The following is a 26,953-nucleotide window of genomic DNA, read 5'->3' as shown; positions in this document are numbered from 1 at the left end:
CAGGTCTCGTCTCGTTTAACGGCACGCCGGGGAGCCGACAACCGTTACTGAGGTCGTTGCGGGCGACCGTTGTCGCGATTTTGACCGGGGCGTTCGTGACCGGGACCGCCTTCACCATGCCCTGGGCGTGGCGGAGGATTTTGCAGTTGTTGCTGTTGCTCATCGGTCAACAGACCCGCCAGCCGTTTGTCCACGTCGGCTTGAAGGGCGGCGAGTTGTCGCTGTTGACGCTCGGTCAGGTTCAGCGACTGAGCCACGAAATCCGGTAGCACTTGCCCAGGCCGCGGGGGAGGTCCGCCGGGGCCACCGTGTCCGCCCTGTCCGTCCTGTCCGCCGGGGCCACCCGGGCGACCGTGTTCGCCGGGGCCACGTTGCATCGGGCCTTGCCCATTGTCGAGTCCTGGAGGAGGACCTCCACGGCCTTGCGGCCCACCGCCACGTTGGTTTCCGCCGAGTGGGGTGTTCATTGCGGCCGTCAATTCGGCCTTGCTGAGTTGACCATCGCCATTGGCATCCGCCATATCGAAGATTTGACTCATCCTTTCCAACGGCGAACCACCGCCCGGGCCACGCCCACCGCCGGGCGGCTGCGCCATCACGATGCTAGGAAGTGCGATGGTGATCGCGAACAGTGAAAGTGCGATTGGACGCATCATGGTGGTACCCACTATTTGAAAAGATTGAAAAGACTCGTTCGAACATCAATGCGTCAAATGATTCAGCAGGGTGACACGAAAAACAAACAAAATCAGCGGGTTGGCGTGCGACCCTTTGAGCCATGGAAACGTCCGTGAATATGGCCTTTTTACCGCAAGTCGTGGCCATCGTTCGCACGAAGATGCACGTAGGCGTCAACGATTGCGTGCTCACTTTGTCGTCGCAAACGCGCCCTGCCACTTATTCTCGAGAGATTCATGAACATTCAATCCGCGTCCTCGTTCTCGTCCTCGTTCTCGGTGGGACAAGCCTCCCGCAGCCACCAACGTCCGAATCAGCAAGACGTGCTCGCTTCGGCGCTACAGACGGTGGGCGTCGACGATTCCACTGCGGCCGATGTGTTGTCTCAGGTCAAACAAGCCGTCGATTCGGTGAAGTCAGGCGCCTCGGCGAACAACGATCATCATTCGGCCGTTCAATCGGCGATCCAAGGCGTCTTGGAAGCCAACGGGATCGACCCCGCCAAAGTGGGCGATGCGATCCAGGCGAGTCGCGCTGCCGGTGGTCCCCGGGGTGCCGGGGGGCCCCAGGGTGGCGGTCGCCCCAGCGGCCCACCGCCTCGTTCCGGCTCCGCAAGCGACGATGAAATCGGATCGATTGAATCCGCATTGCTCAGTGCTAACGTCGATGAAGCCGACCTGGATGAGTTGTTAACCCAATTGATCGAAACGATTTCGGAACTCAATGCGAATGACACATCGGAAGTCTCGAGCGACGCGATCCGCACGGCGTTGACCGAAGTCCTAGAAGCGAACGACGTGGACGTCGCATTGTTCGAGCAAGCGATGCAGGACGAACTGGGGGCAAGCGGATCGTTCTTCAATCGAGTGGCCTAGAGGTGCACGCAGCCTCGAGGTTCGCGCCTGGCTCGAGGTTCGCGCCTGGCTCGAGGTTCGCGCCCGCCTAGGCGACGAAGAATTCTTGGCCCGCTTGAAGCCTTGATGACGCATTGATCTGCAGCCCCTTGTCTGCTCATCAATGATCTAGGTTGAATTCATGCGAAGTTGGTTTGAAAAAAAGCGTCGTCCAAAACAGTCCAACCGTCGTCGGCTACGGTTGGAAGTCATTGAGCCGCGGATGATGTTGCACGGGGACGCCATGGACGGTCATGATGCCATGACCGACATGGACGATGCCTCGATGGCCGCCGAAATGGCCGAGACAACGCATTCACATACCGAATCCGATGGAACCACAACCGAGCACACCCATGCCGCTGGGATTGAAGTGCCCGAGGGGGTGACGGCTCCCACGATTTCGATTACCGCAACCAACGACTACCTGGGCGGCGTCGATGTTTCGGTGACGATCGCGGACTTCAAGATCGTCCAAACCGATGCGACGGATCCTATCGACGGCGAAGGCCACCTGCACCTCTATCTGGATGGCGTGAAGGTCACTCGCTTTTATGATCTTGCCTACAAACTGCAAGACGTTGAATCCGGGCTGCACACAATTACCGTCGGACTGAACGCTCACGATCACTCGGCCTACTTACTCGAGGGATCGCCGATCGAAGCATCGACAACGATCGTGGTCGCAGAGAGTTTGGGCGAAAGCCAAGCCGAACTAATCGAAGCCGAATGGACCCAAGCCGAATGGACCCAAGCCGAATTGATCCAAGGCACGAGCGATTTTGTCATCACCGGCGGGGACGCCGGCGATCAGTCCGGCAGATCGGTCAGCTCGGCAGGCGATTTCAACGGCGACGGGGTCGAAGACCTATTGATTGGTGCTCCCGCCGCCGATGGTTCCGCTGGCGCCGCCTACATTGTTTATGGTTCGGCGACAGGGTTGACCGGAACCATTGACCTGTCTGCACTCAACGCATCAGCGGGATTGGCGATTGGGGGTAGCTCCGGTGAGTTGGCGGGGTCCTCGGTCAGTTCGGCGGGCGACATCAACCAGGATGGTTTTGATGACGTCATCATTGGTGCTCCCAATGCTGATCAAAATGGTGCGGATCAAAATGGGGTTGAAGATACCGGTGCCGCCTATGTTGTCTTTGGTGGCAGCAATCTTGCCGCTTCGATCACGTTGTCGGCACTCGATGGGACCAACGGTTTCCGACTTAACGGTGCTGCCGCAGGGGATGCCGCGGGCGGATCGGTGGCGGGAATCGGCGATTTTAACAGCGACGGATTTGACGATTTCGCGGTCGGTGCTGCCGGTGCGGATGCCGACGGCCACACGGATGCTGGCTCGGTCTACGTGGTCTTTGGAGCCGCTTCGTTTACCGCGTCAAGCGAACTTTTGGGGCTGACGGGGAGCAACGGCTTTCGTTTGGCCGGGGCCGCCGCGGGTGATGAACTCGGCTTCACAGTCGCCTCAGCCGGAGACATGAATGGAGATCGTTTCGACGATTTGATCCTCGGTGCACCAGGGGCGACGGTGAACGGCGAAGCGGATGCGGGGGCGGCCTACGTCGTGTTGGGTTCGGCCAACTCGGCCGCAACACTGGACGTTACAACGCTGAGCGGCAGCAACGGATTTCGCTTGGACGGCGTGGATGGTGATGACCGAGCGGGCTTTGCCGTTGCCGGAGGCGGCGACGCCAATGGCGATGGTTTTGACGATGTCATCATCGGTTCGCCACGAGCCGAAGTGGATGGCGTTTCCGTCGGTGCGGCCTATGTCGTTTTCGGGAAATCAGATGGCTTCGCCGCAAACGTTTCGCTTGACTCGCTCGATGGCAGTAACGGTTTTCGACTCGCTGGAGACTACGAGTCGGATCCGCTGCTGAGTTCGTTTATCGTCAACACGACGGGACGAACCGCGTATGACGTGCCTAACCAAAACACCCATTTGGTTGAGGATGCGTTGGTCAATTTCGTTTCTGTCGTACCCGATGCGACCTCGGTCTACGTCACTTCGTCCGGGATTTCTTATCAAGTCATCGGGCCGTTCCCCGGAAACCCAGGCACGGTCACAGATCAAGATCGAACGCATGTGATTCCTCGTTCGCCAACGGAAGAAACCGGTGACAAGGTTGCCACCCGCCTCGGATCAACGGGCGTTTGGATTGATGGCGTTGCGGTCTACAACTGGTCCGACGCCATGTCGTATGAAAATGTAGGCGTCTGGAACCAAAACGCGGTCTACTTCGAAGGCGATGGACTCGATGCTAACGGTGGCCATCCGCCTCCGACCGGCGAATACCACACCCACACGGTCAACATCGGTTTGATGACCGACTTGGGTGACGATGGCAGCGACCACTCACCGATCTTGGGTTGGTCCTACGACGGGTACCCGATTTACGGACCCTGGGGATTTGCGAACGACGATGGAACCGGTGACATCGTCAAACTGGATTCGAGTTGGCAGACGCGTGACATCACCGAGCGAACGCATCTTGCCGACGGAACGGACGTCGCGGACGGACCCACCATCGCCGAAGCGCCACTGGGGGCCTACGTCGAAGACTACGAATACGTCGAGGGTCTCGGTGATCTGGATGAATACAATGGTCGGTTCAGCGTCACGCCTGAATATCCCGAAGGCATTTACCACTACGTCGTCACGATCGACGACACCGAAACGATCTCGATCGGATCGGGCGTGTTCCCCTACGTCATCGGATTGGAGTATTACGGCGTCGTCGAGGAAGCCAATTTGACGGCGGCCGGCGATGGGCCTCCCGGTGGCGATGGACCTCCCGGCGGTGGACCGCCTCCCGTTGGTGGGCCGCCTGTGGGTGGTGGCGGTGACGCTCCCGCACTCGTGGAAGTCGAAATCGGTACGGCTGAAATCTCGGTCGGATTGATCGATGTGAACGGTGACGGTATCGCGGACTCCGTCGTCGGTGACCCCGATGCTTACAACAGCGACTCGAACGTTTCGGGAAGCGTTGACATTGTCTACGGAAGCACCGGCGTCATGCCCGCCGACACGCACTTGCATGATGTGATGGGTGACGATGGCGTGTCACTGCTGGGCACAACGGATGGCGATGGCTTCGGAACTTCGCTGGGCGGAGTCGACATCAATGGCGATGGCGGCGGTGACGTTGCCATTGGGGTCCCAGGTGCCAATTCGGGCCGCGGCGAGACGTTTGTGGGCTTGGGCGTTGCGAACAACACGATCGACGCCGGCATCACGGTCACCGTTTCCAGCGGCGGGTCCGCGATCATTAGCGAAGACGGAACCTCCGTCACATTGAATGTCACGCTCGACACGCAACCGACGTCCGATGTGGTGCTGGCCGTGCTTAGTAGCAACGTCAACGAAGGAACGGTCCGTCCGAGCTCGCTAACCTTCACACCCGAGAACTGGAATGTCATTCAATCGGTTACCGTGACGGGCGTGGCGGACGGTGTTGTCGACGGCGACCGGAGTTTCTTTGTCGTCTTCGATCCGCAAAGTGTTGATTCCGGCTACGCCGCGTTGGTCAACACCAGCATCCCGTTTGCCAGTATCGATGTCGATGTTGTATCCACCAACGAGGCACCAACGGCGGACGCGGGCGGACCGTACTCGGGTTTAACCAACGGCACCCTCACGCTAAGCGGTTCGGGTTCGTCGGACACCGATGGCACAATCGTGTCGTACGCATGGGACTTGGACCACGATGGCCAGTACGACGATGCGACCGGCGTCACCGCAACGTATAGCACCACCGCCTCAGGAACGTTCACCGTTGGATTGCAAGTCACCGACGATGACGGGGCAACCAGCATCGATACCGCGACCATTACCGTCACCAACGAGGACAGCGAAGCTGCTCTCTTGCCATCACAAATCTACACACCGGACTACGTGGTCGGTCCACACGTGATCCCGGGGGACAGCATCCCGACCGCCACTATTTTCCAGGCGGTTTCCGACGCCATCATCACCGTAACCCCCGTCGACACCACGTCGGTGACCGCCACGATTTGGATCTACGATGGGGATGGGGTTCAGATCAGCCAGTTTAGCGGTGGGGTGGCAACGGCAACGCTCACCGCCGCTGGGACGTACGCGATCGTGTTCCAACCGCAGACCGAGGACCGAACATACACGGTGCAATCCAGTGCCGGTTCCGACGCGTTTGCGATGACGGCGACGACGAACATCTTGCAGCGAACGGATACCAATGGCGACAGCCATACGAGCGCTCTCGACGCGTTGGTGGTCATCAATCAACTCAATCGGCAAAGTGCGTTCCAGGATGAAAATGTTTCCCAGGATGAAAGCGGTGCCCTGGATGAAAGCATTTCCACCCCTTATTTGTTGGATGTCAACCGAGACAATCGCGTCACCGCTTTTGATGCACTGTTGGTCATCAACGAACTCAATCGTCGCGGCCCGATTGGGCAAGCGTTTTCGGCCGCTGGCGAGATGGTGGCCACGCCGTTGCTTGTTCCCATGGCATCGGTGGCCGATGGCGAAGTCAACACGAGTGACGAATCACCGCCGGCGAGTCCGCTTCACTCGCCACCGCCGCCCAAGTTCGAGCCCGAATCGATTTACGACGCACAACGCGTCGACGCAGTGATGCTTGATGATTTGAGTGAGTCCGACGACAACGACGACAACGACGACAACGACGACAACGACGACAACGACGACAACGACGATAACAACGACGTTGAGGCGATCGATGCCATTGCACGTGAACTTGGATTGACTTGGGCTACGGATTCAACTCTGGCATGGTCGTGATACAATGCGGGCATGAATCGCGATGTCACCAAGATACTTTCCGCAATCGAGAACGGAGACCGGCAAGCCGCCAGTGAACTGCTGCCGCTGGTCTATGAAGAACTGCGCCGACTCGCCTCAAGCAAGATGAATCAAGAGCGGGCGGGATTGACGCTCCAGCCCACCGCACTGGTCCATGAAGCATTTTTGCGGCTCGTTGGCGGTGAGGACTTAAAGCAATGGGAAGGGCGGGGACACTTTTTTGCCGCCGCCGCAGAAGCGATGCGACGAATCTTGATTGACAATGCTCGCCGACGCGGTCGTGACAAACGCGGTGGCGACTTTGTGCGTCACGACTTGCGAGAGGACTGCGCGGCCGTGTGCCCGGATAACTTCGACGAGTTGCTTTCGCTCGACGAAGCGCTTACGAAACTTGCTGCCGAAGATTCGGATCTCGCCAAATTGGTCGAACTCCGATACTTCACCGGATTGACTATCGACGAAACGGCGGAAGTGCTCGGCGTTTCTCCTCGCACGACGAAACGAAATTGGGCCTACGCGAGAGCATGGCTGCAACGGGAAATGGGTCAGGCAAACGAGCGATGAACAAAGGATCGGAGCGGGCCATCTTCCTGCAGGCGATTGAAGAAGAAAGCCTGGTCGATCGAGAAGCCTATTTGAACTCGGCTTGCCGCGATGATCCGCAACTGCGAGCGTCCGTCGAAGCGTTGTTGGCGGCGCACGACGAGCCCAGAAACATGCTCGACTATCCCATCGCGTCCAACGCTGATCTCACGACGTCGATTTCCACGCTGTCGACGGCGAACGTTCAACATGTGGGGATGACCATTGGCCCCTACCAGTTGATGGAGCAGATCGGGGAGGGCGGTTTCGGCTTGGTGTTTGTCGCGATGCAAACGCATCCCATGCGCCGCAAGGTGGCGTTGAAGATCGTCAAACCGGGCATGGGATCCAAGGAAGTGATCGCTCGCTTCGAGGCGGAACGACAAGCCGTTGCGATGATGGACCACCCGAATATTGCTCGCGTCTTCGATGCGGGCGTCACCGACGATGCCCGCCCCTACTTTGTGATGGAGTTAGTGCGCGGCGTCCCGATCACCGAGTTTTGTGATCGTCACGGACTCGACCTGCGAGACCGTTTGAAAGTGTTTGTCGATGTTTGCTCGGCCGTGCATCACGCTCACCAAAAAGGGGTCATTCACCGCGACATTAAGCCTTCTAATGTGATGGTCACATTGCACGATGATCGCCCCGTCGCCAAGGTGATTGACTTTGGGGTCGCCAAAGCGATCGGCCAAAGCTTGACCGACAAGACGATCTACACGCGGTTCTTCTCCATGATCGGCACGCCGCTCTACATGAGTCCCGAACAGGCGGAGATGAGCGGATTGGATGTCGACACACGCAGCGACATTTATTCGCTCGGGGTGCTGCTCTACGAATTGCTTGTCGGAGCGACCCCCTTCGATCGCGAGCGGCTTGATTCGGCTGGCTACGACGAACTGCGTCGCATCATTCGCGAAGAGGAACCGCCTAAACCGAGCTCGCGTTTGTCAACCCTCGGCGGCGACCCGACAACCATCGCCGCGACGCGTCAAACGTCGCCCATTCGATTGTCCACCTCCATCCAGGGCGATCTGGATTGGATTGTCATGAAGGCCATCGAGAAAAATCGTAATCGACGCTACGAATCGGCGGCCGCCATGGCCGATGACGTCAACCGTCACCTGCTTCAACAACCCATCGAAGCACGTCCGCCGACACTCGTCTATCAACTCTCGAAATTCGCGAGCCGAAACCGCGTTGCGTTAGCGACCGTTTCGATCGTCGCCTTGGCCTTGATCGGGGGCACCGGCGTGAGTTTGTGGCAGATGAAGGCGGCCATGAATGAACGCGACCAGAAGGAGCTAGCCCTCCGAGAGATCGAACAATTTGCCAACCACGTGACGCTGGCCAACTCATTGATCGCCAGCGCCCAAACCCACGCCATCGCGGGCAACTTAGAGATGGCCAGTGCGGACTACGACAGCGCCGTCGCTCAACAACCAAGCTACTACCTGCCCTGGGTCGCGCGGGGGCAATTCCATACACGCACTCAGCAATGGCAAGAGGCAGCGGACGATTTTTCCCGAGCCATCTCACTCGGGGCGCCCGTCGATACACCGCAGTGGTGGGGCGTCGGCGCGCTGCTGCGAATGACCAATCACGACGAGGCGTTTCGCCAGCTGAGCCAGCAATTAGAGCAGCGGATAAACAGTGGGCAACCGATTCGCGATTGGGAGTTTGTGCGCAATTGTGTCGCTGGCCCGTCGCAGCTCTCGCCCGAGTCGCTGACCAAACTGAAGACGCTCGCCGGGCAATGGCTCCAACAACAACGGTTTGGCCAGCGTGGTCATCGTCCACCGCCGAACCGATTGGGACGCGACCAGGATGTCCACCCACTTCCGCCCGCCGTTTCCAACTACATCTTCGGTTTGATCTGCCTCCGCGCGGGGGACTTTGAAGAAGCGATCACCTATCTAGAGGAATCCGCTCAAGATCCACGCTGGCCTTCGGTGGGCTTGACCTATGCACCGCTGGCACTCTGTTTCAACGCAACAAATCGCCACGACAAAGCGTCTCAATTTCTACAGCGAGCACAAGAATCCGTTGAGCAAATGAACGAGACCTTTCAAGAGTCCGAGGTTCAGCATCTCCCCTGGTTCGATCTGGTGGAGGTGGAAGTGTTTTACAGCGAAGCGAAGATGCGGATCCCCAACTCGGATGACCGCGTCCCCTAGATCCATTTAACACATCGAGGTGGGCTTCAAGCCTTATCCGCGTCCGCCTTCACAGCACGTTTCGCAAATCCGGTGACATCGCGTGCATTGCAACTTGCCTCGGATGTCGATCATCACCCCTCCGCAAACAGGACACCCCGGCTGGGGCGTCGGTTTCGGTTCTGAGGTATTGGAGGGAGAGGCGTTGGAGGGAGGGATGTTAGGGGGAGGGGCGGACATGATTGCGGGGACTCCCAATCCGAGTGCGTGGATGCGAAGAAAACAATGCGTGACACGTGAGCCGATGGCATTCGCCGCAGGCGATCGCTTCGTTTTCGGTCGATATTCAAGTTGCTGACCGAAAAACAAAGTACACGGCGCCCATGATGCACATCGCCGCCCACACGTAATCGAGCTTCAGCGGTTGCTGCATGTAGAAGACCGCGAACGGCACGAAGACACATAGCGTGATGACTTCCTGCAAAATCTTCAACTGCCCAAGGTTCATTTGCGTGTAACCGATCCGGTTGGCCGGCACCTGAATCAGATACTCGAAGAACGCGATTGCCCAACTGACGAGCACCGCGATCATCCAAGGGCGGCCGTCTAGATTCTTCAAGTGGGCGTACCAAGCGAAGGTCATGAACACGTTGGACAGCACCAATAAGCCCGCCGTCTTCCAAAACACTGGCCCCATTGAAGCGTTCTCCATCAGTAAAATTGGGGGGAGCATCCTGATTGCCAATCACCGGGAAGCGGTAACGTGGACAAGCCGCTAGATTACGTGAGCGTCATCCAATGCAACAGCCTTCCACGATCGACATTTCCACCCTTCCGCCCTTCCGCCTTTCCCCTTCAATCTTCAATTCGATTTACGGCCCTGCCTTGGATTCTAAGCAGGTAGGCAGGAGTCTATCAGTAGATTAGCCGTTGTGGCGTTAGCCACGGTTCAAGCGGTTCAAGCGGGACTAACGCTGGACCGTGGAAAAGTTGGGGTTGTGTTTTTTGGGTTTGCGCAATTTTCATCCCGACGGGATGACCGACAGTAGCCGGTGGCTTGAGCGCAGCGAACACCACCGAAAGGCCAGCGCGGATGCCCCAACCGACCCCGCAGGGTGTCGGTGTACTACGATTCGGATTCCGGGGATGTCGCTACGCTTATCCTCGGCTATTCTCCAAGAATCCCTTCGGGATGAAGACAAAGCCTTCCGGACAAAGATCGCGGAACAAAAATGCCTTCACGAAATGCTCTGTCCATACCAAAGTTTTAGCGGTTCGCGGCTAACGCGCAAGCGGCTAATGGGATTTCACCCAATCATTCCTGCCTCCCTGCTTAGCGGGATCGAAAGATCTCGCTGGTGAGAACCTCGGTCACCATCGTGCGCAGTCCCTCGTGATCGCTTTGGACGCGGCTTCGAATTTCATCGATCTCGAATCGATCGGTTTGTTCCATGTGTCGCCCCGTCGCGTACGTGAGCAGCTTCTCGATCAAATTCCGAGCGAAAACATCACGGCGGCTTTCCAATAACACTTTTTTGAAACTGGAAAAGTCTTCGTACGTTTCACCCGAAGGCAGTTTTCCAGATGGATCGACCTTCGCCGCAGCGGACTTGCCTTTGGGCTTGGGATAATTGGCCCGCCAGCGACCGATGGGGTCAAACGTTTCCAACGCGTAACCGAGCGGATCGATGTTGCGATGGCACACATAACACGCTTTGTCCTCGCTGTGTTTCGTCAACCGTTCACGGATCGTCGTCGCTCCGCTGACGTCCGCGTCGATCGCGGGTACCTCATCCGGCGGTGGCGGAGGGGTGATGCCGAGGATGTTTTCCAAAATCCATACGCCGCGTGTTACCGGAGAAGTGTCGACGCCGTTAGCGCTGACGGTTTGGACCGCAGCCATCCCCAACACGCCACCACGTTGGTGGTTCTCGGCCAGACTGACACGCTGGAAACCATCGGCCAAACGAAGCGTGTCGCGCTCGGGCAAGCGGTAGAGTTTCGCTAGTTTTTTGTCGACGAAGGTGTAGTCGGCATCGATCAAATCGGTAACCGGTCCGTTTTTGTCCAACAGATTTCGAAAGAAGGTGCGTGCTTCCTGCTTCATCGATTCAGGCAAATTCTCGGCGTAGTACTCCGACGCTGCCTTGCGGGGCGGAGGCAGATTGCCAATCTCTCGCAGGTTCAGCCAGCTGTCGAGGAACCCGTTGATGAACTCGTCCGACCGTTCATCGTCGAGCATCCGGGCAATCTGAGTTTTTAATGCGTCCGTCTCGGTCAAGTGGCCCGTTTCAGCAGCCACGAACAGCTCCGCGTCCGGTGGCGCCGCCCACAGCGCATACGAAAGTCGCGAGGCAAGGTCGAACGGACCCAGCGTTGTCTCGTCCTCGGCCGTGATTTCACTGAGATACAGAAACGATGGCGAGCACAGAATCATCTGCAACGTATCCAACGCCGCCTGGCGCGGGGTGGCATCTTCGGACAAACGCTTTTGGTAGAGGCCCTCGATCCGAGTGCGATCCGATGCGTCCAGCGGACGGCGGTACGCTCGTTGGGCAAAGGCAAACAGTTGCTCGAGCGCGCGATCTTCCTGAAACCCCTCCGCTCCGAAAACCGACTGTTCCTCGACGCTACCACCCGGTTCCTGAATCGGACCGTGGATTTTGACTTCGCCGATCTTCAGATGCGGCAGCGCACCCTCGCGCAGCAGCGTGGTACGGCTGACACCGGTCTTGGGATTCTTGAACTCGTCCTTGTATCGCTTGTTCACGGCGATCACCGACGCTCGTGATTCGTAGGGCCCATTGGGGAAGATGAAGCGAGGTGTTTGGCCCGCTTCCAACCACACGCGAAAACTCAACCATTCGGGCTGTGCGTCGGGCACGACGGCGGTCGCCAGGATCGGTTCGATCGCTTGCGGGTAATGGATGTGCCCTTTCGTGGCGTCGCCAGGAACGATGGCTATCTGGAACGGTTCGGAAAAGTCGATGCGGAAAAGTTTCGGGTCGTAATGCGTGTCGCGGTGCATCGCTTGAACGTGAACTTCGATGTCGTAAAGTCCCGACACCGGAACGCCCTGCAAAAAATCCTCGATGTGGCCGTAGCCGCCTTGCCGCGTATCGGTGTTGGGTTGCTCGTACAAACACAGGTACTCGAATTTGAACACGCTGCGGTGGGCGCCCGCCAATTCTTCGTACTGTTTGAAATTCTTGGTAAAGTGCCACGATTGTGGCTCCGTTTCCGGTTTGCCCAGACGCGTCTCTACCAATCGCGAGGCCGCGCTCAGGTATTGGTCCAACAAGAATCCCGAGGTCACCAACGACGCCCCGATCGTGTCCATATGCTGGCTGGTGTTTTCCTTGGGGAAATCCGCGGTCAATCCCAGTGTGTCGACGCGGCGGCCGAACAGCGTGGCCAGCGTGTTTTCGTATTCACGGTTAGAGAGCCGACGCATGACGGTGCGGCCACCGGAGCTTTTGAGTTTGGCACGAGCCTGGGTGATGCCGTCCCGCAACGCGCTCAGTAACTCCAATCGCTGCTCGTCGCTCGGTTGCTCCGAATCCTCCGGCGGCATGTGTCGCAGCGTCACTTGGTCGATGATTTCATCGGCGGTGATCAATTGCGACGTCGAGGTAATCGGCAATCCGAACGATTCGAATTCACGCTCGCCATCAGCCGTTGCAGCGTCATGGCACTGCAAACAATATTGGCCGAGGAAGTCGGTAATCACCGCTTCGCGTTGGGCATCGGCTTCGGCGGCGGAGAGCGAGCAGGGCGCGAGCAGGCAGGCGGCAAAACCCCAGACGGCGATACCCCAGGCGGCAAAACCCCAGAGGCAACCCCAGACGGCGCAACAGACTCTCCAGCGAACCGATTCACCGAAATGCATGACGATCGCGTTTATGAGAAGGTTCCTGTGCTGGTGCCGAACGAGTCCTGCTCGACTCCCATCCGTTGGGCGATATCGACGAACAGGTTACATAGCGGGATTTTGCCCACGCCCTTGGCGGCCACCTGCTTGAACCCACCGCCGCCGTAGCCGCCGCCAGCCAGCACGATTGGCAAGTCCGTGTTGGTGTGCGAGCTGCCGTTGCCCATGCCGCTACCAAACAACACCGCGGTCGAGTCGAGCAAGCTTTGCTGGCCATCCTGGATGCCCGCCAGCCGCGTGAGGAACTTTCCAAATTGCTCCAACTGGTACGTCTCCAACGTGATCAGATTCGCGATCGCCTTGTCATCATTGCCGTGATGCGAAAGGCTGTGATAGGACTTGTCGATCCCCAGGTTCTGAGGCAAGAAGCTGCCACCGATTTCCAAAGTGGCGATTCGGGTCGAGTCGGTTTGCAGGGCCAACGCGATCAACTCGTACAACATCGGCAGGTCGTCGACCGTGTTGGTGTTGGCCGGTTTTTCGAACGGCGGTTCGGGCTTGGCTTGATCGGCCCAACGCCGGCGGACTTGCAGCCGTTTTTCGACGTCGCGAATCGAGCTGAAATATTCGTCCAGTTTGGCTTTGTCTTCGCGATTGACTCGTTTGGAAAGTGAGCCCGCCTGTTCCATCACGGAATCGAGGATCGAAGCTTCCAACGCGGTGGCTTTGACCTTCTCAGCCCGCCGCGTTTTCGATTCGGTGACAAACAGCCGGTCGAATAACTCCGCGGGGCCCGTGATCGGCGGGACGCGGACGCCCGACTTGGTCCACGACATTTGGCAACCGCCATGGATGCCGCCTTCGGAACCGACCGTCAGCGACGCGAACCGCGTTTGACCGCCAATCTCATCAGCCAGGAACTGGTCGATCGTGACGTTGCCGTCGGGACGATGCTTCGATTCGTGGTGCAAGACGCCCGACAGAAAGGTGTGCACGGCAAAGTGCCCGCCCCGCAATCCGTGATCCAGGCCACGATAGATCGTCATCTGGTCGCGGTTGGCCGCCAACGGCTTCAGCAGCGTCGTCTCTTCAAATTCGCTGCCGGTGGTTTCTGGGAAAAAGTGCTTTTGCTGAAAGCCCAGCAAGTTGCCTACCGCAACGAACCGGCCTGCACCGACACCCGCGCCCGGGGACGTTTGAATCGCCGCACGACCACCCGTCGTCTCAGCCCGCAGCGATGAAAGCCATGGCAGCGCCAGGGAGCCGGCAACCGATTGAATGGCGAAACGTCTGCGATCGAGCTTCTTTTTTATCTGTTTTGACATGGAGATATTCTAGCCGAGTTCGAATCTCAATACAAAAGCAATCATCACGCGACATTCTGCCACGGTAATTTCTTACCATGAAACCTGTACCTTAGGGTGTAGATATGGCTAGAATCGTAAGCGAACAGTGCCGTTTGCTACGAACGAAAATGAATGAGCGATGATCGCATCGCGAAAGGGGGTGACCCGATGAATGCCGTCGCAATGGAAGTCAATGCTCGCCATCCGTCCGCGATGGTGAGTCTGAAGCCCAAGGAGCACGGTGCTTATGCAATCGTGATGATTCCGATGTTGACGGCGGTGGTCACCCAGGGGGTCGGTGTCGTGGGGGCTGCGGTCGTCGTCGCTTCGCTCGCCGGTTTTTTTGCCCATGAACCTTTACTCGTTGCGTTGGGGCATCGCGGACAACGCGTCCGCCGTGATGCACCCGAGGCGCGAACACGGGCGTTGGGTTGGTTGTCGCTAAGCGTCATTGCCGGAACGATGGCGATGGGGTTCGGATCACCCACGGTGCGTCTGGCGCTTGCCGGATGCTTGGGGTTCGCAATCCTTTGTTTGACCTTGGCCGCGGCGAGTTTGCATCGAACATTGGGCGGCCAACTGATGGGCGTCGCCGGGCTCTCGGTTCCCTGTGTGCCCATTTTGATCGCCGGTGGCATGTCGGTGCCGCATGCGGCGGAGGTTTGGCTGGTTTGGTTGATTGGCTTTATCTCGACCACGTTGGCGGTGCGTGGAGTGATTGCGGCCCAGAAGCGGCAACCGCGGACGCTGCATTGGTGGGGGCTGGGGTTGGCGACGATGGCGATCGCTGGGGCGGCCATGTCAGGGATCTGGCTGCCGCTAGCGGCCCTGCCGATGGTTGCCGCCAGTGGGTTGTTGATGGCATCGCCACCGCCCGCGAAATACCTCAAGCGGATCGGTTGGACGTTGATTGGGGTCACGATCGCCACGGCCGCAATCGTCGCCTGCGGAATGACCCCCTAACTCAAAAGTCGCAAATCTCACTCCAACAAAGAGATCAACACCATGAATCGTTTAAGCACCTCCGCACCACTCATTGGGCAAAACGTAGCCGGGATTAACGTAGCCTAGTCTACGTGTTGCAGCTTCGCCGCTTCGAGGAGTTATGCCGAAAGACTTCTGCCGAGGTGCTTAGCGGAGCAACTTTCGCTGCCGTGATCCCACTCGTGCATTAACCACTCGAGTAGTACCCCGTCGTGCAGTACCCCCAGCCAAGTAACCACGCTCCGTGGCTTGAGCCACTTTACCTTCACAGGATTGAAACGATGCAAACCCTTGACGCGCAAACTACCGTCGGCGAACTCGTTCGCGAAGTTCCCAGTCGTGCTCGTGTCTTCGAGTCGATGAAGATCGACTATTGCTGCGGCGGCAAAATCCCGCTGGCGGACGCTTGTGCGAAAAAGAAGTTGGATGCAGCCGCGGTCATCGAGCAACTGGAAAAGTGCGACGCCAATCGCTCCCGCGAAGCGATCGTGGATCCCGATACGATGAGCTTGACGGAGCTGGCCGATCATATCGAATCGACCCACCATGCCTACTTGAAAGACGAGTTGCCGCGATTGGATATCATGACCGAAAAGGTCGCGCGCGTTCACGGTGACAAAGACAAACGATTGTTCCAAATGCGTGACGCCTTCGTCGCGCTCAAAGCGGAACTCGAACCGCACATGATGAAAGAGGAAAAAGTCCTGTTCCCGCTCGTGCGCCAGCTCGAAGCGGCGACCGAACCACAGGAATCTCGCTGCGCAAGCGTCGGCAATCCGATCCGTCAAATGGAACATGAACACGATCTCGCCGGTGACGCGCTGGCGATCCTGAACGCGTCGACCGACGGTTACACGCCGCCCGAGTGGGCTTGTAACACCTACCGCGCGTTGCTCGATTCGCTCGCACAGCTTGAACGCGACATGCACCAACACATCCACAAAGAGAACAACGTGTTGTTTCCGAAAACCCTCCAGCTCGAACGAGCCCAGAGCAGCGTTTAAAATGCTCGTTGGCGCAGCGTTTGTGTCAACGAGGATCGTCCACCCATCTCAAACCGATCACAGTCCAGGATAAACTCGATGAATCAGCAAACTTGGCAAATCGGCAGCATCGTTTCCATGGGATGCCGCAGCCTCGGATGCTTCATCGGTATCGGGCTGGGTATCGGGCTGGGGTTGTGGGCCATGAGCCCCGGTTACAGCCAAAGCCAATGGCCCGGTTTTCGTGGTGATGGCAGCGGTATCACGCAATCCGATGTGCCGACGCGGTGGTCGGTCGACCAGGGGATCGCGTGGTCGGTGGACCTGCCCGGCTACGGTCAATCCGCGCCGGTGTGTTGGCATGACGCGGTCTATGTCACCTCGAGTGACGGGCCGTTCCAAGAGCAGCAACACGTTCACGCGTTCGATTTGCCAACGGGGAAACGACGGTGGACAAAGCCGATCGACGCCAGCATGAAAGTCGAGAACTACTTTCGCAACAGCCGTGCGGCACCGACGTGTGTGGTGGATGAGTCGGGCGTGTACTCGTTTTTCCCCAGTGGTGATGTGACCGCGATGACGCACGCCGGTGACGTTCGCTGGACGATGCCGCTGATCCAGCAAGAAAGCGGTGGCCAGATTGACAACGAACGGGGCGTTGCCAGCTCGCTAGCTCAAACCGCCTCGCACGTGTTCGTGTTGGTCGATCATCATGGCCCGTCGTACCTCGTCGCGCTCAATAAATCCGACGGCCAAGTCGCCTGGAAAGCCGATCGCGGCGATCGTCTTCCTTCCTGGTCATCGCCCGTGATCGCCCACCGGGGCCATCGTGATCTGGTGATTACCAGCTCCGCGGATACCGTCGACGCCTACGACGCAGTGACCGGGGAATCGCTGTGGCAACTCGACGGTTTACAGGGCAATCACATCCCGTCGGCTTCGGTGGTGGGAGATCGGATCTTTGTCGGTTCGACAACGATGTATGGCGGTGCAACGGATGAGAACGCGACCGCCGGCGCGAATTGCTGCATCGAATTGACCACTGACGATGGCAAGCCCGGCTATCGCGTTCGTTGGCGAGCCGAGCGGGCGAACTCGTATTACTCGACGCCCTTGGCGTTTGCAGGCTACGTTTACTATGTCAACAAAGTCGGCGTGCTGTATTGCATCGACCAAGAAACTGGCCAGCAACGATTCGCCAAACGGATCGGCAATCCCTGTTGGGCATCCGCCGTTGGGGTCACCAACTCGGCCGGAGAGTCGTTGGTGTACTTTGTGTTGAAAAACGGCTTCACCGTCGTGCTGCGTCCCGGCGACCAATACGACCAAGTCGCCCGCAATCGATTGTGGGATCGCGAAGCGATGATGGAGGCCAAAGCGGCGGCGGAGCAACAACGCAGTGCCAATCTCGTCCCTGCCGACCAAGCCAAACCGAAAACGGGGCCAGAGAAGGTGTTCGCGGGGATGCCCGAACGCCAACTGCACCAAATGTTTTCCTACGACGATCCGACCGTTTATGGCGTAGCGGTCGCGGGCAATCGATTGCTGATTCGCACCGGCCAGCGACTGTATTGTGTCGGTCCTGCAGAACCGATCTCAAAACCCTGAACCAACCATGGAAGCCGCGGGTTTCTTGGCAAGTTCCGTTGCGGTGTTCAAGCATGCTCGCGTCCAAGCCAACGGAGTCGGTGCATGATCGCCTAGCAGCTCACTTACTTTCCGATTCGGCCGGATTGGTATGCAGCAGAATCGGGGTGCCACACGACTGGCAATCGCGATAGAAGCAGTTCGCTTTCTTACGAAGCTTCGCTTTCTCGCTACAAACTTCGCATTTTTGCGGCACCGTCTTCTTGGTGTCGCAGACCCGACAGCGGAAATAATAGCCGTAGCGGCCATACAAAATCTCAACGTCCTTGGCGTCGCAGCCATCACACTTGACTTCGAATGGCGGTGCCCCGTTTGACGGTTGCGTCGATGCGACCTCCTTTGCGATCGCCACTTTCTTGGGAACCGCCGGCGGCTTTGGACTTTTCGCGGCCGCAGCACCCCGGCGGCGACTCGCCAGAAAGTCCTTGACCGACTCCATCTCTTCGTCCGTGAAAGCGGGGATATGATGCTCTTCGAGTTGCTTCATTTCCTTTTTTCCTGCGGTCAAATAATTGACAAAGCCCTTCACTCCTTGGGTTTTCTGATAGGTCTCCGTCTTTTTCACGATCTCGTTGACCACCCGTTCCGCCTTCATCAATTCAGGCGGGTTGGCTCCCTTTCGTTCGATCACGCCCTGGTCGGAGATCGCGACAAACACCTGGAAGCGTTGGTCACCAAAATGAGGCTGGATCTTTCCGAACATCTTCTTCGCCCTGAGCGATTCCTTGGCGTCATTGAGCAAGCTTTGCAGCAACTGAGCCTGCAGTCGTCCCTGTTCGATGGGCGATCGCATCCCCGCACGTCGGCTACCCGACTTCCTGATGAACTCGAGATGCTCATTCACCTCGACGGTGCCCGTGATCGACTTGCTTTCGATGATCACAAAACCAAAGCGATGCAGCACCAGATGATCAATCTGCGCTCGCTCGTTGTTCCTTTCAAACGTGACATCATTAAAGACCATCACCTCGGGCGACTCGGCAAAGGCGCGTCGCAAGAAGAACGCCATCTGTTTTTCCGCTTCATAGCCCGCATTTCCCATTGGGTCCGTCGGCCGGGCAGATTCCTTTTCTTTTAAGATCATCAATGACTCTCCGTTCGCAGTTTTAAACAGGCAATCCTATTTCGTTTAGTAAATTAGCCGTTTGGGCGTTAGCCCCGGTTTCGTCATCATAGAACCGGACGCTAACGCGGGTATTGCAATCTCCGGACGCTAACGCGTGGCGGCTGAATAAATTAACACTTGAACTAGCCGCGGTTCCCTGACTCAACCGTCACTCCTCCGCTGACGGATCGATCAAGCCAACGAATTCGCCGATCACTCTCAAGTCGTCCGCTTGCTCCGCAGACACTTGGATCGGAGCATAATCCTTGTTCAGTGGCTGCAGCTCGATCGTGGCATGCTGCCAGTCCTCGCCGGAAACGTGCTTGGTCGAGTGATAGCGTTTGATCGTGTACCGGCCGCCCTCTTCGGGATCCGTGTGGGTGTTGGCTTGCACGAGCAGCAGCTTTCCTTCACGAGATCCTGCATCGATGGGCCGGAACAAGCACCAAGAGCCCGTCGGTATCCTTGGCTCCATCGAATGGCCCGTGACGCGAGCGGCGAACATTCCCTCGCTCAGCGGTTGATTGGGAACCGCAATCCAGCCGATCGTCGTCGGCACTCCCTCAGGCCCCCAATCACCTGCCGCGATCGACAGATCGTAAACCGGTGCATGCGTATTGAACCTCGCCGCCTTCGCCACCTTCGGCCCGACTATCTCTGGCACGACTATCTCGGCATCCGAATCAACCTGCTCGGCGGCATCACCTTGGATGGCCCCTTCGACCGGGCATGGTGACACCTGCCATTGTCCGTCCTGATTCGTGAACTGCACATGGAAGTTCGTTCCCGGCAAGCCTGCCTTCGGCCCAAACCATTTTTGCAGCAGCTCGCCCAACTGGTTCTTCGTTTCGCCTTCGGGTGCCGCCACATTGCAGGCAATCTTGACCATCTTGAATTCCCACTTGGTCCCGTCAGGCAACTGCATCATCGTTGGCCCAAGCGGAATCCCTGGTGTTTTCTCTCTTTCTGGGAATCGGAGGATCGGGCGGCCACCCGAATGCGATACTTTCGCTTCAAAATGGATCACGCCATCATCGGTTGGGATTAAGCGTCGGCTGCGGGTATACGCCGCAAGTCGCCAATCGACCAGTTCTTCGCTCAGTGATTCAAGCGTCGGCTTCAAATGATCCGGACAATCAATCGTCGATTGAAACAATCCGTCCTTCATTGCAAACCACACCGACCCATTTTGCTGGTCGAGCCAGCGATCGATTGGCCAATCGCTCCACCACTTCGCCCAGTCTTCGTCTGTCGCCGTTTCATGGTCGACCGCATGATTTGATCCAGTCAGATCTCGTCTTAGCACGTCGTGGTTTTGCATGAATCGACGACACGCTTTGGCGAACTCGAACAAGTCGACGCCCGTGAACATTTGGCCGGAATCCAGCAATGCTCGTAGCACGACCATTTTGTACGATTTGTTCAGACTGGTCGTCTCCAGGGTCTTAAGCCAGTCCGCAAACAGAGCGGCTGCTTCTTCTTCCCGTGCGTCCAAATCTCCTTCGGCCTTGGCGAATTCGAACCAACTTCCCTCGCCTGCGCCAATCGTTTTTGGCAAATAGCCGCGACTAAACACTTCTAATGCCGAAGGACGGCGGCCCAGTTCATCTCGGATCGCGCGATAGCCTTCGATCGACGCAGTTTTGCCCTTGGGAAGAAACTTTTTCAGCATGTCCTTGGCGTCAAGCTCGACATCTAACAAACAGCCCTCAGGTAGATCTGCCTGTTTTCCCGCCAGCCAATCCTTCAGCGGTTGCCATTTATCGCTACCCGAACGCAGCGATAACAAGTGCACGATGCGCTGCGCAAAAATGCGATGGTTGCCAACAAAGTCGATCACTAACAGCCGCGACTTCCCTTCACTGGCACGCAGACCACGCCCCAACTGCTGAAGAAAGATGATTTTTGATTCCGTCGGTCGAAGCATCACGACACGATCCACCGCGGGAATGTCGAGCCCTTCGTTGAACATGTCGACCACGCACAACGTCTGGAGTTCGCCGCTGCGAAGTCGCGCGAGCGATTCGCCGTAGCTGTCGCTTCCCTCGCCCGAAAAGACCGCTGCGGACGAGACATCCTTCGCCTTCAGCCAATCGCGAGCAAACAAGGCATGACGACGCGAGCAACAAAATACCAGCGTGCGATCCGCGGGATGCTTTTCCATCGCGACCCACAGCTTGTCCATCCGTTCGCTGCGAGCGACTCGTTCTTCTAGCTCCGCCACGTCGAAACGTCCGTTTCGCCAGGGGATTTGCCGGAAGTCGACGGTATCTTTGATCCCCACGTAGTGAAACGGGACGAGCGAGTCCTCGGCGATCCCATCACCGATCGTGGCGTGATAGGCCAAGTTGTCGTCAAAGATCGTGGCCACATCGACGCCGTCGGTACGTTCCGGAGTCGCAGTCAATCCAAGGGCAAAGTCGCAATCGAGTTGGGCCAACACGCGGCGATAGCTCGGTGCACTCGCGTGATGCACTTCGTCCATGATCACGTAGTCAAAGTGTTCTTCGGCCAGCCGTTTGAGCCCCTCGGGACGCGACAGCTTCTGAATCGACGCAACGACCAGATCACCCGCTAACTCGCTGCGTTCTCCGATGTACCACGCCGTCGAGCCTTCGGCGAAGCGGTGGTCCAGTAGCCGCGAAAGTACCGCTTCGGATTGCGCCAGAATATGAGCTCGGTGGGCAATAACCAGCACTCGAGGACGACGACCGACGGAATCGCCGAATTGGCAGGCATCAAACGCCGCCAACCAAGTCTTCCCCATCCCGGTCGCCACGGCGACAAGAGCCCGGCGATGGCCGGCGTCGCGAACACGCTGAAGTGCCTGCAGCGCCTCGACCTGCCAAACGCGAGGCGAGGGAACTTGCACCGGTTCAACCGTGACCGGGACAAAATGCTCGCGGCGGTACTTCTCCGCGGTTTGCTCGTAACTCGAGACAAGCTCAGGCGTCAGTGGCGAGGCGACGTCCCACAACAAATCAAACTGTTCGGAAAACTGGGCGTGGGATGACTCTTGCGTATTGGTGGTTGACAACAGGTTCCATTCCACGCCGGTCAACAACGCCGGTTTTGAAAGATTACTGCTTCCCACTGAGATGAAGTCGCGGTACTCCTCCACGATCCGCCACGCTTTGGGATGAAACGATGCCGGACTGGACGGCAGCTTCGCCATCTCGATCATCTTGACCGACAACCGCGGTGAAGATGAGTCTTCCGCCACTAGTTCGCACCATCCCAACAGTGTTCGCAGTGCTTTAGGGTCCGAGATGAACAAATAGTCGCTGACCAAAATCCGCACGACCGCTTGGTTGGCGATCGCTTCAAAGAGTCGCTCCTCGATCACATCCAGCCCCGAAGACTGGACAAACGACACCAACACGTCGACTGATTTTGCACCCGCAATCCGCCAGGCCAAGTGTTCCCAGAGCGGCGATTCCGGATGCCCTACGCTCAAATGCAAATCGGTATCGGCCGGCTCCGGTGCCGGAGGTTCGCTTTGCTCGATCAGATAATTTGCTTTCGCGGGGATCACATGACGCACTCCACCACGCGGGTCGGCGACATCACCGAGGTAACGCGGGATTACATGGATATGAACATGATCCACGGTCTGTCCTGCAGCGTCCCCCGCGTTGAACCCAACGTTATATCCGTCGGGTTTCGGCTGCAGTGTTTCATCGAGTTTCTGCTTGACGACGTTAACCAGTTCCATCAAGGCGGTTTGTTCCGCCGGCGAAGCATCAAACCAAGTCGCCACGAGCCGTTTGGTAACAACCAGCGAGTGGCCTGGAGCAACAGGGAACCCATCAAAGATGGCAAACGCCAGCTCATTAGAGGCAATCCAATCCTCAGGTGGAACGTAAAGAAACGGAGATTTCATCGACAACGTCTCTGCGACCACAAAGAACAGGCGGGAATCCAAAGGAGCATTTGGAAGGATCTCCCAGGATACAGCCCCAAGCAACGGCTGTCACCCGGGAAGCAAGCGTGAGTCTTCAGGTTGCCAAAAACGTTGTGAGGTCGATGGTCGTTGTTGTCAATGCACCCAGCTTCGATTTTCTCCTATGCGCCGTCAAGCGACAAAAACAAATTTTTGTTGGGCACTCGGCCCGAACGCTTTCGTTGAAGGATTCAATTAAAGCGTCGTCGTACTACTTTGAGGCTCAACTTCATTCGCAACTCAGTTGAGCAACCCCGTCTAGTTTTACGAGGACTAATAGAAGTCGCGATGTCAAACTCCAGGGTGGCTCACTGCATACTTAGCTCCATTTGAGATTGGGAGGTGGCTGCACGCTGACGAAACTCATCGCCTAGGATTTCTAATAGCTGATCCGCATCCAAACTTTGCAAGTCGTAGGTTTTCTCCAGCTGACGGATGCGTGTTGGAAAACGATGCACCAAATCGCCTGCACTGATCTTGTGTGGGGACACGATCCCTTTTGCGGGGCGATTATTCGAGCAGTCCCAATAAAGCCGATCGAGCAATTCAAAGAGGCAAGGAATGCGAGTTAAATACAGGCGTTTGAATACTTCCGTTGTCAACTTGTCGAGAGTGACTAGCGATGAATCGAGAAACAGTCTGTTGCATTCCGGAGCAACCTGCTTGACTTGCCACGCAATAAATAGCAAGTGTCGGTAGAAGTACCGCGATTCGTCGGGCATGTAGATGTACGTGTAGTCGTTGCGGACTTTTCGATTGCCATTACCAGTCGGGCAGATCTGATCAAAATAGAACAGTGAAAGCCACGTCCAGATTCCAGCGTCTTTTCTGACCGCATCCGGTGGTATCGGAGAAAGGAGATCCTGGAAATAATCTGCGGCTTGGCGTCGCGAAGAAAACTCTCGTGGCTCAACAACGATCTGTTTGGACGTCAACACGGTATGTTCGTGACTCTCGAGCAAATCCACTGGCACTGGCTCTTTGGGATTCTCCCGACACGCTTCAAGGAATCTGCGAAACGCTTCGACACCGGCTTTATTGAACTGTCTTAGATGCATTTGATTAGTCCTCCCCATATCCGGAAGCATATCCGGAGTTGGCGTACTTGTTTTTCAGTTCGTGCAACTTGCAGAACTCCGCAACGACCATTTCTACCCAGTCATCGATGAGTTCATCGCCATCAGTAGGTGCCGGCGGTTCTTCGTGATCGGGGTGAAGCTTTCGACCAAAGGTCAACCAAAGAACCGGCCAACGGTCGTCGTCCTCGTCGGGTTCCGCTCCGTCCGCAATTGCGTGGTGGAGTACCTGTCGCATAACTTGCGGATAAATCAATGAAAAGAACACAGGATCGGAGCGGATACTTTCCGATAGGCTAGGGACATCTTGATTGACCAACAGGAAAACGTCGTGCTCGCGAAACTCCAATTTCCAAAGTTCTTGCCCCAGCGGTGCGTGTTCGACCGGCAGGATTCCTTTTCGTCCACTGACGGTTTGCTTGCCTGTTGTGAACGGACGAATGTTATCCGCAACGCCGAGCAATCGGCCGATCCGCTGGCTTGTATCAATGATCTTCAGAGAGAAGAACACGTTTTGTCCGTGAAGGTCGTTGAGCGGCAAACCGGCCGGCTGTTTGAGTTGCCCGACAGTCCCGCAGTCAAACCGCTGAACCAATGAAGAACCCGCACAGGTTGCTTCTAGGACAACGGTTCCATTCGTATCCCAACTGTGACTTCCAAAATCGATATGGGCTGAAAACCGACGCGGAGCTCCGTCTTCCACCTCGATCGTGACGCAGTCTCTGGGGACTCGTTTTCGCCCCAATGAGTTGAATCGCTTGATCATGACATCATCTCCGCTGATACTTCCGTTTGTTCCGGATCCTCTTGGACTTCGTCGATCCGGACGATCAAGTCTCGATGAATGTCAAATCCGCTTGCATTCAAACTGAAGTCTTCTTTCTTGATCTTCATCTCGATTACGTTGCCGTCCTTCGCGGCCGCAGTAATTCCTTTTCCAGTGACCTTGATCGGTCCGTTCTTTGTACGGAAATCAAAGTCAAAATTGCTCCAGTGTTTCATAGGATTTCCGCTAGGCATATCATAGGCAACGGAAACACGGAGTGAAGCTCCGACGGGAGTTGGAAGCTGGCTGGAATCGCAGATTTGAAAACCGCCTTCTCTGCCGTGCATTCGGTACCATCGCGGCGATGGCTCTGGCGGATCAAAGTCTCGTGTTCGTTCACCGTCAGATTTGGGTTTTCGCTTTCTCTGCGGCGATTCGAGCTGCTCTATCGAGAAGAAGTCACTGAGAAGATCAAAGTCGGCCTCCTCGGGAGGTGGAGTCAGCAGCTCGACGAGCGAGTCCACGATCTTGGCAAAAAACTTGACGCGTCCCTTCCAAGTCTTCCAGACTCGGTTCGGGCGTTCATCGTTGGACGTATCCCAACTAACATGGGATGGCCCCTCCGTGTCACCAAGCAATGACGCGAGCGGACCAGGATCAACGGTAACCAACGCGCGGGTGCCCCGCATGGACGGCTTGGAATTGAGCCGAGTAATCGTCATCCCTTCGCGGACGTAATACGACTCAAATCGATCGTTCACCGCAGTGCGTTGTAGATATACATTCAGCTCGCCAATTTCATGACCTCCAGCCTTCTTTGGCAGTGCGGACTGAACTCGGATGGCTACTAACTCTTCATCTGCAAAACTTTTTCGCAGTTTCTGTAGCGTCTCCGAGTCGAATGCCTCCTCAGTCATTGAAGGAATACGGGATTCACCTAGCAGCTTGGTTGAGACCACGTCCCTCGTTGCGTCGAAACATTTCTTTGCAAATTCGACTGGAGGTGGTGTGTTCAGTTTCTGTCGTGCCTTGCCAGTCCAGCTGAGCTTCTTGCAAACCGATCCGATCGTCTGATCGTCAACGCGATACTCGGTCTGTCCACCTGGGAGTCCATCGCCTGCGATCTCGACAACCAGACGCTTTTGAACGACTGGCACGAAGAAGTTAACCGCAACCAGTCGCAGAATGCTTTCCGCTTTTAACTCGTCTGCAACGAAGGGAACAACGACCGAAAGCCCCGGTTCGTTTTTCCGTGTCAGATTCCACTCTGAAGCAAATTGTGCGAGGGCTGCTTCGTCATTGATTGGGAGCACGGTATCCGTCTCGTTGCACCCCCCGCACCAGTAGCCTTCCGCCGCATGCTCCGTCCCCTGGTGTTTGTGAATTTTTAGCACGGCTTGTCCCATGAGAAGCTTCTGCCCATCGGCGTGCCGCACGGTCATGCCGAGCATACACCCAACACGGCTGGCTGCCCGGTAGACTGTTTTGCCAAGTCCCCAACGTCCCAAATCATCGCCCGTTTTTCCACTGCGACCAATGTTTCGCCAGAACCAGAAAAAGTCTTCCCCCTTCGTACCGTTTGGTGGGTCGGTCGCACGATACGGATCGCCACCGAGTCCGCGAGTCCCAAAATCCTCGCAAACGAGGAAGCCGTTTGGTAGAGCAGGTACACCGTCGCCATTGAATTCGACGTCGCGATAGGTCAGGCCCGGCTGAAGGCGTGCAAAGTATTCCGCCAGTCGTTTATTACCTGGCGACGTACCGTGGGGGTGCAAAGCGAATCGAACACGAACCGGTCCATCTCCAGTTCCAGCATCCATCGAATTCTGAATGACTTCACGGACCAACGCATCCGTTCCGGCATACTCTCCTTCGCCGGCATCCTCCGTCTTAAACAGCTCCGTCTCTTGTGGATCCCGCCGGACAGCAGCGCCTGACAGTTCTGCAAAAACCCATTGACTCATCGGTGACCTACTGAACAAAAATAAAATGCAAAATTCTTTTAGAGAATTGTAGCCTGTTTCTATCGCTAGGGGGGGAGGATAGCCGTGGGAGCTGCTCGGAATCAGTTACTGAAAACTTTCGTTCGCTGCTTCTGGATTACGGTCTT

General features: G+C 57.0%; 16 protein-coding genes. 7 read left to right on the top strand and 9 right to left on the bottom strand.

Annotated features, from left to right (window positions below):
- Window positions 1-44 precede the first annotated feature (44 nt).
- The gene (locus Pla52o_RS12820) at window positions 45-656 is read right to left on the bottom strand and encodes an EF-hand domain-containing protein (RefSeq protein WP_146594999.1); all 612 of its coding nucleotides are present in this window, start codon (window positions 654-656) and stop codon (window positions 45-47) included.
- Window positions 657-914: 258 nt separating this feature from the next.
- Between Pla52o_RS12820 and Pla52o_RS12815 the strand changes: the two genes are divergently transcribed.
- From Pla52o_RS12815 to Pla52o_RS12800, 4 genes are all read left to right on the top strand, one after another.
- Window positions 915-1,553: a hypothetical protein gene (locus tag Pla52o_RS12815; RefSeq protein ID WP_146594998.1), complete on the top strand. Its 639-nt coding sequence runs from the start codon at window positions 915-917 to the stop codon at window positions 1,551-1,553.
- A 160-nt stretch (window positions 1,554-1,713) separates the two neighbouring features.
- Window positions 1,714-6,363 (top strand): YHYH protein, encoded by a 4,650-nt coding sequence (locus tag Pla52o_RS12810; protein WP_146594997.1) that lies wholly within the window; start codon window positions 1,714-1,716, stop codon window positions 6,361-6,363.
- Between the two features lie 12 nt (window positions 6,364-6,375).
- A complete protein-coding gene (locus Pla52o_RS12805; protein WP_146594996.1) occupies window positions 6,376-6,948 on the top strand; it encodes an ECF-type sigma factor in 573 nt (190 codons plus the stop codon).
- Window positions 6,945-9,143: a serine/threonine-protein kinase gene (locus Pla52o_RS12800; protein ID WP_146594995.1), complete on the top strand. Its 2,199-nt coding sequence runs from the start codon at window positions 6,945-6,947 to the stop codon at window positions 9,141-9,143. Before Pla52o_RS12805 ends, Pla52o_RS12800 begins: the two co-directional genes overlap by 4 nt.
- A 325-nt stretch (window positions 9,144-9,468) precedes the next feature.
- Here Pla52o_RS12800 and Pla52o_RS12790 read toward each other — a convergent pair whose 3' ends face one another.
- The 3 genes from Pla52o_RS12790 to Pla52o_RS12780 all read right to left on the bottom strand — a co-directional run bounded on the left by Pla52o_RS12790 (window position 9,469) and on the right by Pla52o_RS12780 (window position 14,318).
- The gene (locus tag Pla52o_RS12790; protein ID WP_231612295.1) at window positions 9,469-9,834 is read right to left on the bottom strand and encodes a DMT family protein; all 366 of its coding nucleotides are present in this window, start codon (window positions 9,832-9,834) and stop codon (window positions 9,469-9,471) included.
- A gap of 621 nt (window positions 9,835-10,455) precedes the next feature.
- A complete protein-coding gene (locus tag Pla52o_RS12785; protein ID WP_146594993.1) occupies window positions 10,456-13,011 on the bottom strand; it encodes a DUF1592 domain-containing protein in 2,556 nt (851 codons plus the stop codon).
- Window positions 13,012-13,022: 11 nt separating this feature from the next.
- The gene (locus Pla52o_RS12780) at window positions 13,023-14,318 is read right to left on the bottom strand and encodes a DUF1552 domain-containing protein (protein ID WP_146594992.1); all 1,296 of its coding nucleotides are present in this window, start codon (window positions 14,316-14,318) and stop codon (window positions 13,023-13,025) included.
- A 153-nt stretch (window positions 14,319-14,471) separates the two neighbouring features.
- Here Pla52o_RS12780 and Pla52o_RS12775 point away from each other — a divergent pair, with 153 nt between their 5' ends.
- The 3 genes from Pla52o_RS12775 (at window position 14,472) to Pla52o_RS12765 (ending at window position 17,914) form a co-directional block, all read left to right on the top strand.
- Entirely contained in the window at window positions 14,472-15,302 is an 831-nt protein-coding gene (locus Pla52o_RS12775; protein ID WP_231612294.1) for a YwiC-like family protein, read from the top strand.
- Between the two features lie 302 nt (window positions 15,303-15,604).
- A complete protein-coding gene (ric, locus tag Pla52o_RS12770) occupies window positions 15,605-16,327 on the top strand; it encodes an iron-sulfur cluster repair di-iron protein (RefSeq protein WP_146594991.1) in 723 nt (240 codons plus the stop codon).
- A 78-nt stretch (window positions 16,328-16,405) separates the two neighbouring features.
- Window positions 16,406-17,914, top strand: coding sequence for an outer membrane protein assembly factor BamB family protein (locus tag Pla52o_RS12765; RefSeq protein ID WP_231612293.1), 1,509 nt, complete (start codon window positions 16,406-16,408; stop codon window positions 17,912-17,914).
- 100 nt (window positions 17,915-18,014) lie between these two features.
- On the opposite strand, the gene Pla52o_RS12760 is transcribed toward Pla52o_RS12765, so the two are convergent.
- From Pla52o_RS12760 to Pla52o_RS12740, 5 genes are all read right to left on the bottom strand, one after another.
- Complete coding sequence (locus Pla52o_RS12760; protein ID WP_146594990.1) at window positions 18,015-19,037, bottom strand: nuclease-related domain-containing protein; 1,023 nt, start codon at window positions 19,035-19,037, stop codon at window positions 18,015-18,017.
- Window positions 19,038-19,227: 190 nt separating this feature from the next.
- Window positions 19,228-22,941, bottom strand: a complete 3,714-nt coding sequence (locus Pla52o_RS12755) for a DEAD/DEAH box helicase family protein (RefSeq protein WP_146594989.1) — start codon at window positions 22,939-22,941, stop codon at window positions 19,228-19,230.
- 368 nt (window positions 22,942-23,309) lie between these two features.
- Window positions 23,310-24,059: a hypothetical protein gene (locus Pla52o_RS12750; RefSeq protein ID WP_146594988.1), complete on the bottom strand. Its 750-nt coding sequence runs from the start codon at window positions 24,057-24,059 to the stop codon at window positions 23,310-23,312.
- 4 nt (window positions 24,060-24,063) lie between these two features.
- Complete coding sequence (locus tag Pla52o_RS12745) at window positions 24,064-24,843, bottom strand: hypothetical protein (RefSeq protein WP_146594987.1); 780 nt, start codon at window positions 24,841-24,843, stop codon at window positions 24,064-24,066.
- A complete protein-coding gene (locus tag Pla52o_RS12740; RefSeq protein ID WP_146594986.1) occupies window positions 24,840-26,807 on the bottom strand; it encodes a hypothetical protein in 1,968 nt (655 codons plus the stop codon). The genes Pla52o_RS12745 and Pla52o_RS12740 overlap by 4 nt, the downstream gene beginning before the upstream one ends.
- Window positions 26,808-26,953: the final 146 nt, after the last annotated feature.

The organism is Novipirellula galeiformis (genome assembly GCF_007860095.1).
In the GTDB taxonomy this organism is placed as follows: domain Bacteria; phylum Planctomycetota; class Planctomycetia; order Pirellulales; family Pirellulaceae; genus Novipirellula; species Novipirellula galeiformis.
This window is presented reverse-complemented; position numbering and strand designations above follow the sequence as displayed.

What these genes read in the sequence shown, in the direction of transcription:
- Pla52o_RS12820 (WP_146594999.1), bottom strand. Translation starts at nt 656, where the DNA reads ATGATGCGTCCAATCGCACTTTCACTGTTCGCGATCACCATCGCACTT.
- Pla52o_RS12815 (WP_146594998.1), top strand. Translation starts at nt 915, where the DNA reads ATGAACATTCAATCCGCGTCCTCGTTCTCGTCCTCGTTCTCGGTGGGA.
- Pla52o_RS12810 (WP_146594997.1), top strand. Translation starts at nt 1,714, where the DNA reads ATGCGAAGTTGGTTTGAAAAAAAGCGTCGTCCAAAACAGTCCAACCGT.
- Pla52o_RS12805 (WP_146594996.1), top strand. Translation starts at nt 6,376, where the DNA reads ATGAATCGCGATGTCACCAAGATACTTTCCGCAATCGAGAACGGAGAC.
- Pla52o_RS12800 (WP_146594995.1), top strand. Translation starts at nt 6,945, where the DNA reads ATGAACAAAGGATCGGAGCGGGCCATCTTCCTGCAGGCGATTGAAGAA.
- Pla52o_RS12790 (WP_231612295.1), bottom strand. Translation starts at nt 9,834, where the DNA reads ATGGAGAACGCTTCAATGGGGCCAGTGTTTTGGAAGACGGCGGGCTTA.
- Pla52o_RS12785 (WP_146594993.1), bottom strand. Translation starts at nt 13,011, where the DNA reads ATGCATTTCGGTGAATCGGTTCGCTGGAGAGTCTGTTGCGCCGTCTGG.
- Pla52o_RS12780 (WP_146594992.1), bottom strand. Translation starts at nt 14,318, where the DNA reads ATGTCAAAACAGATAAAAAAGAAGCTCGATCGCAGACGTTTCGCCATT.
- Pla52o_RS12775 (WP_231612294.1), top strand. Translation starts at nt 14,472, where the DNA reads ATGAGCGATGATCGCATCGCGAAAGGGGGTGACCCGATGAATGCCGTC.
- ric (WP_146594991.1), top strand. Translation starts at nt 15,605, where the DNA reads ATGCAAACCCTTGACGCGCAAACTACCGTCGGCGAACTCGTTCGCGAA.
- Pla52o_RS12765 (WP_231612293.1), top strand. Translation starts at nt 16,406, where the DNA reads ATGAATCAGCAAACTTGGCAAATCGGCAGCATCGTTTCCATGGGATGC.
- Pla52o_RS12760 (WP_146594990.1), bottom strand. Translation starts at nt 19,037, where the DNA reads ATGATCTTAAAAGAAAAGGAATCTGCCCGGCCGACGGACCCAATGGGA.
- Pla52o_RS12755 (WP_146594989.1), bottom strand. Translation starts at nt 22,941, where the DNA reads ATGAAATCTCCGTTTCTTTACGTTCCACCTGAGGATTGGATTGCCTCT.
- Pla52o_RS12750 (WP_146594988.1), bottom strand. Translation starts at nt 24,059, where the DNA reads ATGCATCTAAGACAGTTCAATAAAGCCGGTGTCGAAGCGTTTCGCAGA.
- Pla52o_RS12745 (WP_146594987.1), bottom strand. Translation starts at nt 24,843, where the DNA reads ATGATCAAGCGATTCAACTCATTGGGGCGAAAACGAGTCCCCAGAGAC.
- Pla52o_RS12740 (WP_146594986.1), bottom strand. Translation starts at nt 26,807, where the DNA reads ATGAGTCAATGGGTTTTTGCAGAACTGTCAGGCGCTGCTGTCCGGCGG.